This is a genomic window from Halalkalibacterium halodurans, from assembly GCF_005671335.1.
GTDB lineage: Bacteria > Bacillota > Bacilli > Bacillales > Bacillaceae_D > Halalkalibacterium > Halalkalibacterium halodurans.
Map to the genome: position 1 here is coordinate 2,038,223 of NZ_CP040441.1, position 14,305 is coordinate 2,052,527.

12 protein-coding genes are annotated in these 14,305 nt (G+C 45.9%); all 12 read left to right on the forward strand.

All coding sequences use genetic code 11. The features are described from left to right. Positions 1-49: 49 nt before the first annotated feature. The 12 genes from FED51_RS10010 (at position 50) to FED51_RS10065 (ending at position 14,284) form a co-directional block, all read left to right on the forward strand. Entirely contained in the window at positions 50-550 is a 501-nt protein-coding gene (locus FED51_RS10010; protein ID WP_010898051.1) for a DinB family protein, read from the forward strand. An 18-nt stretch (positions 551-568) separates the two neighbouring features. Beyond that, positions 569-1,498 (forward strand): hypothetical protein, encoded by a 930-nt coding sequence (locus FED51_RS10015; RefSeq protein ID WP_053431231.1) that lies wholly within the window; start codon positions 569-571, stop codon positions 1,496-1,498. A 118-nt stretch (positions 1,499-1,616) separates the two neighbouring features. Beyond that, entirely contained in the window at positions 1,617-2,069 is a 453-nt protein-coding gene (locus tag FED51_RS10020) for a DinB family protein (protein ID WP_083445535.1), read from the forward strand. Between the two features lie 106 nt (positions 2,070-2,175). Then, positions 2,176-2,658 carry an NUDIX hydrolase gene (locus FED51_RS10025; protein WP_276403809.1) on the forward strand — a complete coding sequence of 161 codons (483 nt, stop codon included), beginning with the start codon at positions 2,176-2,178 and terminating at the stop codon, positions 2,656-2,658. Positions 2,659-2,785: 127 nt separating this feature from the next. After that, positions 2,786-4,876, forward strand: coding sequence for a peptidoglycan D,D-transpeptidase FtsI family protein (locus FED51_RS10030; RefSeq protein WP_053431229.1), 2,091 nt, complete (start codon positions 2,786-2,788; stop codon positions 4,874-4,876). A 311-nt stretch (positions 4,877-5,187) separates the two neighbouring features. Further along, on the forward strand, positions 5,188-6,681 hold the full coding sequence (locus FED51_RS10035) for an esterase/lipase family protein (protein ID WP_053431228.1): 1,494 nt from the start codon (positions 5,188-5,190) through the stop codon (positions 6,679-6,681). Between the two features lie 83 nt (positions 6,682-6,764). Further along, on the forward strand, positions 6,765-7,325 hold the full coding sequence (locus tag FED51_RS10040) for a hypothetical protein (RefSeq protein ID WP_053431227.1): 561 nt from the start codon (positions 6,765-6,767) through the stop codon (positions 7,323-7,325). A gap of 69 nt (positions 7,326-7,394) precedes the next feature. Further along, positions 7,395-8,822: a cobyrinic acid a,c-diamide synthase CobB gene (locus FED51_RS10045; protein ID WP_053431226.1), complete on the forward strand. Its 1,428-nt coding sequence runs from the start codon at positions 7,395-7,397 to the stop codon at positions 8,820-8,822. A gap of 127 nt (positions 8,823-8,949) precedes the next feature. Continuing rightward, entirely contained in the window at positions 8,950-9,249 is a 300-nt protein-coding gene (locus FED51_RS10050) for a hypothetical protein (RefSeq protein ID WP_053431225.1), read from the forward strand. A 465-nt stretch (positions 9,250-9,714) separates the two neighbouring features. Further along, positions 9,715-11,331, forward strand: a complete 1,617-nt coding sequence (abc-f, locus tag FED51_RS10055) for a ribosomal protection-like ABC-F family protein (RefSeq protein WP_053431224.1) — start codon at positions 9,715-9,717, stop codon at positions 11,329-11,331. Positions 11,332-11,474: 143 nt separating this feature from the next. Continuing rightward, a complete protein-coding gene (locus tag FED51_RS10060) occupies positions 11,475-13,076 on the forward strand; it encodes a spore germination protein (RefSeq protein ID WP_053431223.1) in 1,602 nt (533 codons plus the stop codon). A 14-nt stretch (positions 13,077-13,090) separates the two neighbouring features. Then, a complete protein-coding gene (locus tag FED51_RS10065) occupies positions 13,091-14,284 on the forward strand; it encodes a Ger(x)C family spore germination protein (protein WP_053431222.1) in 1,194 nt (397 codons plus the stop codon). Positions 14,285-14,305 lie beyond the last annotated feature (21 nt).

Here is a 14,305-nt window from a genome sequence, read left to right on the forward strand (position 1 = left end):
GGCTTTATAGAGGCTAAGCACATGTTTCAAAATAAAAGGAGGTCTCAGTATGTATACGAAGGTGACACAATTTTTGCAAGAGTGGAAGGAAGAAGCATCGATAACGGAGAAAGTAATCGCAGCGTTAACAGATGAATCGTTAGATAAACGCTTTTCTGAAAACGGCCGGACGCTTAGAAGGTTGGCTTGGCATATATCACAAACGATACCCGAGTATTTAACGGAGTTTGGTTTTGAACTGGAAGAGGTGGAAATGCCAGCGAATGTTCCAACAAAAGCGAAGGAAATAGCCGATTATTTTCGTATGGCTAGCAAGGCTGTCTCCCGCTCAGCAGAGCAGCGATGGACGGATGAATCGTTATCCTACGTCCAAGATGCCTGGGGGGAACCGTTATCGAAAGCAGAGCTCCTCTCGCTTTTCATTAAGCATATGATTCATCATCGCGGACAGATGACCGTTCTTATGCGGCAAGCGGGGGTAAAGGTTCCTGGCTGTTACGGGCCTTCATTTGAAGAAGGACAAGAGATGGGTTTTATTCCGGAAGTGTAAGACGAAAGGAGACGAACGATGCAGTTAACTCGAGAGCAATTTGATCGCGTGAAAGCGTATGTTATGCGAGAGGCTAGACCGCTCGACAGGCAGTTGTTTCGCTATTATTTTGAAGGTGGGGACAGCGATAAAGTGGCGCGCGAGCTCGCAGCTTTCCAAAATGAAGATGGAGGGTTTGGCCACAGTTTAGAGCCTGATTTTCGCTTAATTGCCTCGTCCTCATTAGCTACGACGGTCGGGATGCAGTATGCTCGTGCGATCGGTTTACCTAGTGAACATCCGATTGTGAAAGGAGCAATTGGTTATTTTCTCAATAAATACGATGAAAAGAAAAAGAAGTGGCAAATGGTCCCGAAAGAGGTAAACAACGTCCCCCATGCTCCGTGGTGGCATTTTGATGAAGGAAACGATTTCCCAGGTGAACACGATTCATGGGCGAACCCAGGGGCAGAAATTGTTGCCTACCTTTACGAACATCGCAGCCTCGTTCCAGCCACTTTTTTAGCGGAAGTAACTGAAAACGCCATGCAAGCCGCCAGAACTGCGCCACTTGAGATGGAGATCCATGATTTTTATTGCTTTGCTCGTTTATTAGACGTCATTCCTGATCCATATAAGACGGAGTTATTCGACAAGCTTAGTTCATCGGTTCGCGTCATAACCGCGCTCGGTCCTTCAGAGTGGGACGATTATGGAGCAAAGCCTTTGCACATCGCACCATCTCCTCATTCTCCCTTTGCGCCGTTACTAGAAAAACAAATTGCTGAGAATCTTGATTATGAAATCAAACAGCTAGGAGAGGAGGGATATTGGCAACCTAATTGGTCTTGGTTCGGTCACTATGAAGACGTTTGGAAACAGGCTGAGATAGAATGGAGAGGCTATTTAACGGTGCACATGCTTAAAGTGTTGCAAAACTATGAAAGAATCGAAACTTCGCAAGATTAGATTACTGTAATGATGTTATGTAAACAAAAGTGAGGAATTCTCTCTTCTTGAGCGAGAGTTTCTCACTCTTTTATGATCCTTCACCTTCAAAAAAATGGAAAAGATAGGAGTGATCCGAGTGTTACACTTATTTTTGTACAACTGGGACGTCCGGAGCAAGTGGTTTGACTGGTGTGAAAACTTATCGTTTGAACAGTTAACGGCCGAGCGAATAGGAGGAGTAGGCTCAATCTTACAAACGCTCTTTCATATCGTCGATGTGGAGCACAGCTGGATTCGAGCGATGAAAGGAGAAAAGGATCTGATTTTAGATTACGAATCAATGAAGTCTCTTACATACATTCGCCAACATTCTGAAGCGTGTCAGCCGGAAATCTATGAATTTTTACAAACATGGACAGATGAGCAGGAGGAGGATCTAGTTGACCCCCGTTGGCTTGAAGGTACTTATCGAAAAGGCGAGATTCTACGTCATGTGATTGCCCACGAAATTCATCATATGGGGCAGCTGTCTGTCTGGGCAAGAGAGCTAGGGCGGGAACCAGTCTCTGCTAATTACATTAATCGGTAAGGAAGGGGGCTTGCGGAACAATCTGTGTTTTTTTCGAATAACCGAAACGAAACATTAGCGGGAGCCGTATATGAAGGGGAGACCGATCAAGGAGTTCTCTTTGGTCATGGATTTGTCTCAAGCGAAAAAAGGAGCCGATAAGATGGGATACATGAAAGATTTACGTAAACGAGTCGGAACAAGGCCGCTTATATTACCAGCATCTGTGGTCATCATTTTAAATGAACAGGATGAAATTTTACTGCAAAAGCGGCTCAATGGACGATGGGGGTTGCCCGGCGGTTTAATGGAGCTCGGTGAAAGCTTTGAAGAAACAGCGAAGCGTGAAATACTTGAGGAAACAGGTTTGACAATCAGAAACATCACCTTCCTTGATGTATTTTCCGGTAAAGATTTATACGTTAAAGTCGATAATGGTGATGAATTTTACGCGGTCACGGCTCTGTTTATGACCCGTGATGTAGCGGGGAGTATTCAAATGGACCCGCGAGAATCGTTGGACCTACAATACATAGCACTTGATCAATTCCCGCCAAATGTCACGAGAACAAGCAGGATTTTCCTCGATCGGTTTATGGAGTTAAAATAACAGGAGCTTTTCCCTGAACCGTTTGTGCGATTTCCTTTATCCTACCTCTACCATTTGATCTCATAATATGATAGGATCATATTGTTGGAAGTTCATTCCTTTCATGAAAATTTGAGGAGGACTTAAAATGGAGAAAGCTCCGCGGAAAAAGCGTCATCATGTGACGCTTCGATTAAATGTGTTATTTTTTGCAATTTTTATCTTATTTTCCTTACTCATTTTGCGCTTAGGTATGGTGCAAATTGTTGAAGGAGACGTCCACAATGCAAACTTGCAACGAACGTCGAATAATGTGGCGCGCATTGACGCCCCGCGCGGTATAATGTTTGATCGGTACGGTCATGTCGTTGTGGATAACCGCTTAGAACTGTCACTAACCTACACGTCTCAAGGGAACACTCGTGATATGGAAGAAATGCTGGATGTGGCTAAAAAGCTAGAAAAAATTATAACGGTTGAAACGGATAAAATTACCGAAAGGGACCGTAAAGATTACTGGCTGCTGACAGCGAGCGAAGAAGATCGCTACGAGCTCGTTACACTTGAAGAGCGAAAGGATCTGCCACAAAAAGAGGAATACGACCTTGAAATCGAGCGGGTTTCCGATGTGCATTTGCAAACATTAACGGAAGAAGATGAACGAATTTTAGCGATTTTCCGTGAGATGAATCAAGGATATGCGATGACTCCGCAACGGATTAAGCGAAACGTCACCGAAGAAGAAGCCCATATGATCGGGGAAATGCTTGATGAATTACCGGGCGTCGACTTGTTGCGTGACGCCTCTAGAGAATATCCTTACGGTGACTCACTCATGGGGGTATTCGGGAAGACCGGGCAAATTCCGCGAGAAAAGTTAAACTATTATTTATCGGTCGGTTATGACCGTTCAGACATCGTCGGAACAAGCTATTTAGAAGAGCAATACGAGGATGTCCTTCGCGGGCAAAAAGCGGAAGTCGAGAGCGTTACAACGATGACGGGTGGACAGGAAGTTGACCGCTTAGTGAATGAACGATTAGGCTCCCGGGGCTATGACTTAGTGCTCTCAATCGATATGGAGATGCAGCAACACTTAGAAGAGATCGTTGAAAAGAAGATTTCAAATAGCCGTCATGGTTTTGTCGATGTCGGCTCAGCCTATGTCGTCATGCTCAATCCGAAAACGGGTGACGTCATCGCCATGACCGGCTATCGTACTGACCGTGGACCGGATCAACTCGGAGTTGTGAACGCGGCCTTTGAAATGGGCTCTTCGATTAAAGGAGCGTCTGTATTAACAGGTTATCATACGGGGGTCGTTTCCCCGGGACAATCGTTGTACGATACGCCGATTCAATTACCAGGTGCTCCTCCAATGGGCTCCTATACAAATATGGGTTGGGTGAACGGACAAACGGCGTTAGAGCGCTCTTCCAACGTTTACATGTTTCGTATCGCCATGGCGCTCGCTGGCTACAATTTAAGTTCTAACTGCTGCTGGAACTTAGAAAAAGGGTATGGCGAAGCACGCTATTACTTCGGGCAGTTCGGTTTAGGCGTTGAGACCGGGATTGATCTCCCTTCCGAATACATCGGGGTTAATGGGGGTATTCAACAAGGGGGGAACTTGCTCCACTTGTTTATCGGGCAGCTCGATACGTACACGACACTACAGCTAGGACAGTACATTGCAACGATTGCCAACGACGGCTACCGGATGCAAACACGGCTCGTCACGGAAATTCGTGAGCCGAGCACGGAAATAGGCAGCCCTGGGGCGCTCGTGCAACAGTTTGAACCGCGGGTGTTAAACCGGATCGATATGAGCGAAGCCCACATTCGTGACGTCCAGCAAGGGTTGCGACGGGTCGCAGTTGGAGGTCGAGGAACGGCGAGAGACAAATTTTCTGGAAAGAGCTATCAGCCAGCGTTGAAAACAGGAACGGCACAGGTGTCGGTTGTCGTCGGTGAAGGGGACAATCGTAGAGTCGTAAAGGGGAACAATCAAGCATTGGTTGGCTATGCTCCATACGACGATCCGGAAGTGGCGTTTGCCATCATCGTACCAAATGCGAGGGTCGATTCAGCACCAGGTGCAGTAAGGGGTATGGCGCAGGATATTGGTAGTGAGATGCTCGATCAATATTTTAAGCTCAAAGAAGAAAGACGCGGGCCAAAGCTTGCAGATGAACCGTTAGTCAATGATGAAGATGATGAGGAAAATGAAGAAAACTAGTGATAGAGTTTAACCGATTTTGCCAGGCTGTTAGGGGCTTCCTAGCAGCCTTTTTTATCGTTTGTTTTTCTACTAGTGATTCGTTTGTTAACGAATGTCCTAAACCCCGAAAGGCTCTCCCAGTAAAAAAGACGGAGAGTTATCCGTAAATGTTTCCATTTAACCTCATGTTTACGTTTTTTTAACATCATTTTTTAACCTGTTTCATAGGATTTTTACAGTCTCGTTGCGAAATAGAGACATAAGCATTTTTGAGCCGGGAAAGGGGGGAGCAGACGAACGGCTATCAATCTTTTGGGGGAGAGGTACAATTGAAAAAAGTAGTTGGGTTGATGATGATGATGTTTCTTTTGATAATTCCAGTTGACGCATTTGCAGGGAAATTCGATCCACCAGGGAACCCTGGTCATTGGTATGCAGGCGACGACCCGGGGAGTATAGACCCTAATAAAGCCCCGATTGTGTTCGTCCATGGTCTCAATAGTTCATCACATACGTGGTGGGATGGAAACGACATGTACGATACCGCACGAGCCAACGGCTACCAAACGGCCTTCGTGGATTTATACCCTGTGAAGGATATGTGGGACAACGGCTCGATGTTAGCCACCATGTTAGAGGAGATTTATCATCACTTCGGTAGAAAGCCTCTCGTATTAGTCACCCATAGCAAAGGGGGGGTTGATTCACAAACAGCTCTAGTTCATTATGGCGCCCATCCTTATGTTTCCAATGTGATCACCTTGTCGACACCCCATCATGGCTCCCAACTCGCTGATCTAGCTTATAGCAGTTGGGCTGGTTGGCTAGCAGAAATTATCGGTGGGAGGAATGATGGGACGTATTCATTGCAAACAGGTCATATGGCGTACTATCGTAGCTTAACAGACTCCCACGCGCATCATCGCACGAATCCAATTTATACATTAGCCGGTACGAGCTGGGGGAGCTTTGGAGGCTCTCTTTACTGGGGTGGTCTTTATTTAAGTCAGTATGGCCAAAATGATGGAGCTGTCACAGTCTCATCCTCTCGGTTACCTTATGCAAGGGAACTTGCCGTCAGTAACTGGGATCATTACAACATCAATAATGGTCGCACGACTTTTCAACATTTTCGTTCTTATTTGACCCCTAATCGTCAGACAGTTTCCACAATGAACGCACAAGCGGAGGTTGATCAACCATTGGCCAGTGCAACAATTTTTCGCGGTGGGGAAGAGCAAGGAGAAGTAAAGGAAGTCGTGACGGTTGAGGATGGTGTCCAAACAATTACATTTGATTATTTATCCGATGCACCGTTGCAAGATGTGACCGTAACGGCTCCTAACGGCGACAAGTATCCTCTCAATCAAGTAGTCGAAGTAGAGGGTGAGTTCGCTGGTGCTTGGCAGCATATAGCAACTGTTACGAACCCACAAGTAGGGGAATGGACGGTGACAGCCAAACATGTGAAAACACATCCGTATCTTCTAACGGTTCAGCTAGAGGGAGGCGTAACCGATCAGCTTGAGATCGAAATCCCTACGGTGACGAATGAAAAAATTAAAACGAAGGGCGCAAAAATAAATAAGCAAAAGTTGAAATACGATGTTCAAGTTGAGTATACGAACCCAGCGAATAAAACCGTTACCCAGAAAGTAAAAGCAAGAGTCACGAAGGACGGCGAACTGTATCTTCCGTTAAACAAAGAAGGCTCTTACACGATCACACTCGATGTTTCTGGGGAGACGACGAACAAGGCGCCTTTTGAGCGAACCATTGTCAAAAATGTTTATGTCGATAAAAACGGAAAATTGTTTCAATAGTCTGTATGAAAAACGTTGGACTTTTCGTCCAGCGTTTTTTACACTTTTAGAAGGTAAAGATTTGAATAGGGAGTTCAAGAGAAATGAGTAAACCAGTTATGCATGTAAGTTTAGTGATCGGCCCAAATTGTGAAATGGAATCCTACGCGTTGCGCTCAACATTAGAATATTTTGGCGCGAGGGTGAACGTCCATTGGGTGGGACGGCCAAATGATTTTGTTGATGTATTATCAGGCGTTGATCGGGAGCAGCAAGTAGACTATTTACTGTTAAATTTTCATGGTGATGAGGGAAGGTTTTGTCTTCCGGTGCTTAGTGAGGACATCTATGAGCCCGGTGAGCCGAAAGGGGAATTTTTCAGTGCCGATGATGTGATTCGGTCTGCAAGTGTAAAAGGTGTCAAGGTGTTGGCCACTGGTTGCACCCTAGGAGTAGAACGGTTAGCCGAGTCGTTTCTTCAGTGTGGTTGCCCGTCGTTTATCGGTCCTATTGATTATATTGATGGCAATGCCAATCTAATGTTTGTGACACGGTTTATGTACGAGCTGATCACGAACGGGAAAAGGGAGCAAGAAGCGTTTACGATCGCGGCTGCGATGGATCAAGAGACCTCCTTATATAGGCGCTACACGGCTGAGGGATAAGGCCCCTTTTCGAGCGGCTGTATACTGGTGTTTCACCAAAGGCTAATAAACGTAAAGAGACGCGGTAGGATGGGAGAGACTAAAGAAGAGGTGGTAGAATTGCAACCGAGACTGGTGATTGCAGGGACTCATAGTGGAGTCGGGAAAACAACTGTTACGTTAGGATTAATGGCGGCATTTGTTGAAAAAGGAAACATCGTCCAAGGGTTTAAATGTGGCCCTGATTATATCGATCCGAGCTACCATCGTGCGGTGACAAAGCGTGCATCGCGAAATTTAGATAGCTGGATGGTGAGCGAGGACGTCGTGAATGATATTTTTATTGAAGGCTGTAATGGAGCGGATTTGTCGATTATTGAAGGAGTCATGGGGTTCTATGATGGCAAAGCCTCCACAAGTGATAAAGGAAGTACAGCGGATATTTCCCTTCTTTTGCAGGCGCCGGTTCTGCTCGTTGTCGACATTAGTGGGATGGCTCGGAGTGCAGCTGCGGTCGTCAAAGGCTTCCAACAATTAAATGAGAAGGTGAAGATCGCTGGCGTCATTCTCAACGGGGCAGGAAGTGAGAGACATGCGGAAATGTGCAGTGAAGCGATTAAGGAAGCGTGTGGAATTCCCGCTTTAGGCTACTTGAAAAAAGGGGACGTTCCATCGATCCCAGAACGGCATTTAGGGCTCGTTCCTGCCCTTGAGCGTGGAGAGCATGATTCGCTTTTTTCACAGTTAGCGGCAGTTGTTTCAAGGCAATTTGATCTTGAACGAATCGAGCGGCTGGCTTTGGAAACATCTGCCCTTTCAAGGCGAACGAACCTGTTTCAACAAACGAAACGCCCATCAGTTGTGAAAATTGCGGTCGCTTATGATGCGGCTTTTCATTTTTACTATGAGGAAAATTTCACATTGCTCAGGCAAGCTGGTGCTGAGCTTGTTTATTTTAGCCCCCTTCGCGGTGAAGATTTGCCGAGTCATTGTGATGGTTTGTATTTAGGCGGCGGCTTTCCAGAAGAGTTTGCAGATGAGCTCTCTCAATGGATAAAAGACCATCCCCAGCTTAAAAAGCGAGTCCAAAGCGGACTGCCTACATTAGCCGAATGTGGTGGCTATATGTTTTTAGGCGAACAGCTGACCACGACTAAAGGAAAAACAGTTGAGATGGCTGGTGTCATTCCAATGGTCGTTCAAATGGAGAACAAGCTCGTTTCCCTCGGCTATCGAGATGTAACCCCATTAGACGATTCGTTTTTACTTTCGAAAGGACAACAAATTCGTGGACATGAGTTCCATTATTCAAAAGCAGTTTACACGGAAACAGAAAGGCCGGCTTATTTTGTGAAAGGATTGTTTGGGGAAGGGAAGGAAGGCTACATGTCTGATCATTTACTTGCTGGCTACACCCATCTACATTTTGCTTCCGAACCAGCTGTTGCTACGCAATGGGTAAAAGCCTGTGAGGTGTACAAAAATCGGCGTTTACATAGGGGCCAAGTAAGTCAATAACGAACTTTACGAGATCAACCGTCCTTTTTTCAGTAAGTTTCTTCCGTCCAATGTGGATAGATGCCCAAACATTCAGGGCATCAACCTAATAGGATACTAAGGAACATAGGAAAAAGGAGCGAAGAGAATGAGCGAGAATGAACGACATCAAGAAGAAAACGAGCAGGAAGGAGAAACCTTTCAAGAGCAAGCAACATCGGTTGATCCGTGGAACGAGATCATGTTTGGCGGTACGATGGAAGAACCGGCACCACAGACAGAGGAGACTCCAGTCCAAGAACGTTCGAGTGAAGCTGAAGATGAGTGGTATGGGTTTATGTTCGGAAGACGGTCAGAAAATATAGAGCAGGAAGCTCCCATCCCCGATCCGTGGCTCGGCTTTTTGTTTGGCATGCCGGCTGTTGTAGAAGAGGAACAGGAGGAATAGCTGACGAGAAATCCTTCAGATAACTGGAGGATTTTTTCGCATGACGCTAGGACATGAAATTCAGCCTTGACATGGGGAAGTTTCCAAACTATGCTATAAATGTGTGTTGCCTACAGGATGTAGGCCCTAGCATTGCGTTTTGATCAGCTTACCATTTTGAGAAGCCAATTTTCAAAACGTAACAATGATAAGGAAAGGATCGGTACTTTGCCAATGAAGCAGTAATCCTACACTTCAGACAATCGTCATAAAAGAACAGATGATTTTGTCTAGATAGGATTAGTCTGCCATTTTTAGGGTACTGGTTCATCCTTTTACGGTTAAGAAGTGATTGCAGAAGCGCGAGTAAAGACGATTTTGTGCACTATTTAGGCACATGCTCCTTCCGGCGTTTTTTGCGATGATTTAAGGATGTTATTAGCCCGATCGGATTAATCCTCTCTAGCAACGCAGGGAGGGTTTTTTATGTTGTTATTAGAAGCAAAACAACTCGAGAAAACATATGGGGATCGCCAGGTGATACAGGCGGAAGAGCTCTTCGTCTACGAAGGGGACCGAATTGGAGTGGTCGGGAAAAACGGGGAAGGAAAATCGACCTTGCTCAAAATGTTGGCTGGCGTGCTAGCTTCAGATGGCTCTGGCTTTGTGAAGGCTTATGGAGACATCGCCTATATCCCCCAGCTTGAGGATCGTGATGCGAGCCTCGATGGACGAGTGAAAAAGCAGTGGAATGTTTCTCAGGCTTCAAACGAAAGGATGAGCGGTGGGGAACAAACGAGAAAAAAGATTGCCCAAGCCCTTTCCACATCGGCAAAGATACTCATTGCAGACGAGCCAACAAGTCACCTCGATTTGAAAGGAATTGAAAAGCTAGAAGCTGAGCTTATTCATTTTCCAGGAGCCCTCATTCTCATTTCTCATGATCGTGAGCTATTAAATCGTGTCTGTACGTCGGTATGGGAAGTGGAATCTGGCGAAGTGAATCAATATGACGGAAATGTGGATGCCTATTTACAGCAAAAGGAGCACGAGCGCGAGAGGCAACAATTTGAATATGTACAGTTTCAGAAAGAGAAAAAGCGACTCGAGGAGGCGGCAAGGAAACAGAGCGAAACATCGAAATCGCTCCGCAAGGCACCGAAACGGATGGGCAACTCAGAAGCCAGGCTTCATAAGCGAAGTGTCGGTCAAAAGAAGGCGAAGCTTGACAACCGAGCCAAGGCCATTCGCAGCCGAATCGAGCAATTAGACGTGAAGGAAAAACCGAAAGAGGCCAAACCGATTCAGTTCGATGTCCAAACGTTTCAGGCGATGCATAGCAAGACGGTCCTTTCATTCGAAAATGTCACGATTCAAGTTGGAGAATCGTTGCTAGTCTCACGTATCTCTGGATCCATTCAACCGGGAGATAAGCTAGCGATCACAGGTCCGAATGGCGCAGGAAAGACGACGCTTCTTCATCTGATTGAAAAGGCAAACGCACCAGGTATAAAACTTGCCAGACCAGCCGTTTTGGCAACATTTCATCAACGGCTCGAACAATTAGACGAGGAGCGCTCGATCCTAGAAAATGTGTCTGACTCAAGTGCTTATGAGGAAACGTTTGTACGGACGGTTTTAGCTCGGCTACTGTTTAGGGAGGAAGAAGTCCATAAAAAGGTCGGTGTCCTTAGCGGTGGTGAGCGGATGAAGGTGGCGCTAGCCAACGTTTTATTAAGCCAGGCAAATGTTCTCCTTTTAGATGAACCGACCAATTATTTAGATCTCCAGTCAAGGCAAGCCCTTGTGGATGTACTGCAAGCCTATCCCGGTACCGTCGTATTTGTGACCCATGATCGGCATCTCCTCCAATCGGTTGCCACCCATGTTCTTCCTTTAGAGAAAGGGGTGATTACTGAGGTAGGGAGAAGAACGACTGCACCTGTAATGAAAAAGGACGAGGAGCTCTTAACGATTGAAATCGAGTTAACGGAAACGATTAGCAAGCTATCAATTACTACTGATGAAGCAGAAAAAGATGCGCTTGAGAAACGATATGAGCAGTTGCTTGAGAAAAAAAGATCTCTTGCAAAGCGAAGCTAGGGAGAATTCTTGAACCAACCACGTGATGATACGTGGTTGGTTTTTACGTTGTCAGTGGGATTAAGTGGACAGATCGCTTTTGGTATAGCTTCCAAAATGTAGCGAATAATAGTCGAAAGAAATGTAAAAAAGGGGTAGCTTCGATGCTGAAAAAGTGGTTTTTTCGGTCTAAACGGAAGCGGAAACAAAAAGAGGTTGTTCATGAGGTGGGATTTCAAGCAGATAAGCGACCACTTCAAAAAAACTTAGACGAAATGATTCACAGCATTCGTCATGAGCTCGGAGATTGTCCGGACCTTGTGGTACGCATGTTTCATGTTGGCCACAAGCAAATAAGACGAGTTGCGGCGATTTACATAGAGGGCATTATAGATGAGGAAAAGGTAAATGATTTTGTCGCTCGTTCCTTGCTGCTTGAATCTGTAGAAGCTGATGCTCCGCGAGGAAAAGGCTCTACCACGAGTCAAGTAAAGTGGATATACAATATGATTTGGAAGCGAGCGCTAACAGTCGGCGATGTAAAAGACATTAATGAATGGAATGGGATGATCTATTGCATTTTATCTGGGGATGTCGTCATTTTGATTGACGGCTGTGCCACAGCGATCGTCGGGAGCACGAGAGGCGGAGAAACGAGAAGCATCTCGGAACCGAAAACCGAGGTAAACATTCGGGGGCCACTTGACAGCTTTACGGAATCGATCGGAACTAATACATCGCTCATCCGCAGGCGGTTAAAAAGCCCAAATTTGCGCTTGGAACGGATGCGCGTCGGAAAAATTTCGCAGACAGAAATTTCTCTCATTTATTTAAAAGGAATTGCGGAAGATCGATTGGTTGCTGAAATCAAACAACGATTAAATGATATTCAAATTGATGCCATTCTCGAATCAGGAAATCTTGAGGAATTAGTGCAAGATGAAACGTTTACACCATTTCCGACGGTGTTCAACACAGAGCGCCCAGATGTAGCGGTTGGTAACTTACTTGAGGGACGAATTGCTCTACTTGTTGATGGGACACCTAATACTCTCATCTTGCCGACGACATTCTCGCAGTTCTTCAAAGCAGCAGAAGATTATTACCAGCGATTTGACTTTGCGGTTTTTATGCGACTGATTCGCTATTTTAGCTTTTTTACCCTTTTGCTTCTTCCATCTATTTATATCTCGGTGACCGCTTACCATCATGAAATGATTCCAACACCGCTAGCGATCAATTTAGTCGCTCAGCGTGAAGGGGTTCCGTTCCCGGTTGTGTTCGAAGCTTTACTAATGGAAGTGGCCTTCGAAACGATGCGAGAAGCGGGTACTCGCATGCCGCGAGCGGTTGGTCAAGCCGTCTCGATCGTCGGGGCCGTTGTGCTCGGTCAAGCGGCAGTTGAAGCGGGGATTGTAACGGCGATGATGGTTATTATTGTGGCATTCACGGGAATTGCTAGCTTCACAATGCCTGGCTTCACCTTGGCGACTTCGGCGCGGTTGATTCGTTTTCCGATGATGCTAGCGGCAGCGACTCTTGGATTTTATGGCGTGATTATGGGTGTCATTTTACTCGTGGCCCACATGTCGAGCTTGCGGTCTTTTGGTATTCCATATTTGTCTCCGTTTGCGCCATTCGGTTTCAAGCATCAGAAGGATACGATTTGGCGTATTCCTTTCAAGAAACCTACAACCCGTCCAGATATGAAAAATTCGGTTCATCATGATGTAAGTTCTTCTTCGAGTCAAAGTTCACAAAAATAGAAAGGAGGAATCGTGTGAAGCGAGTAAAGGGAGTGATGCTCATCATTCTGTCCCTTATAGCCCTTACTGGGTGTTGGGACTACCGGGAATTAAATGAACTCGCATTTGTCCTTGCAATGGGGGTAGATAAAATACCAGATACAGGTGAATATCGTTTTTCGTTTCAACTGGTAAACGCCCAAGAAATTGCCGGTGAGGCGGGAAAGAAAGCGCCCGTTGTTATATACAGCGGAAAGGGAGACACGTTATTTGAGGCCGTCCGGGAAGCGTCAGAAAAGTCACCGCGGCGAATTAATTTTGAACATGTCCGTGATTTTATCATTGGTGAGGAATTAGCGAAGGAAGGGATTGAAGACGTATTTGAATTAATTGAACGGGATGCTGAACCGAGAATGACGACCCGGGTTTTTATCGCGAGAGGCATTGACGCAGAGACGATGTTGAAGACACGGACAACAGTCGAAATGATCCCGGCAAACTCGATCCTCGGAAAGTTAAAAATCTCATCACATGTGCTAGGTGAAGCCTATGAGGTTCAGATCGATGATGTCATTCGCGGGCTGCTAGTCAAAGGCGGCGGTCCTGTCATAAGCGGGATTGACCATCTAGGCGATCCAGAAACAGGCCAGAAACGAATCAATGTGGACAATTCCGATCCGCCAGCACAGATGCATGTGAGTGGGATGGCTCTTTTCAAAGACGCCAAATTAGTCGGGTGGGTCAACAATGAGGAAGCCAAAGGGCTTTCTTGGATTAACCATGAAATGCAAAGTACAATTATAAACCTAGACTGCGGAAAAAAGAAAGATGCGATCGCAATTGAACTTCTTCGTACCCGTACAAGAAAGGTAGGAGAGATACGCAATGGTCAACCAGTCGTCAAAGTGACCATTGAGCAGATCGGTGTTGTGGGTGAAGCATTGTGCCCGATCGACCTAAGCAAATCGGAAGAAATTCGTAAGTTAGAACGCCAATTGGAAGAAGAAACGAGCAATCACGTAAAAGTGATGGTTGACAAAGCGAAGGAGCTTGAGACCGATGTCCTTGGCTTTGGTGAAGCGATTCTTCGCGCAGACCCTAAGACATGGCAACAAATGGAGAAAGAGTGGGATAAAATTTTCCCTACGATTGAAGTAGAAGTGAATGTAGAATCGGCCCTTAGACGAACAGGACAAGTGTCAAAGCCTTATTTATTAGAAATGGAATAGGTGACAAGGAAGGGTGGTGGG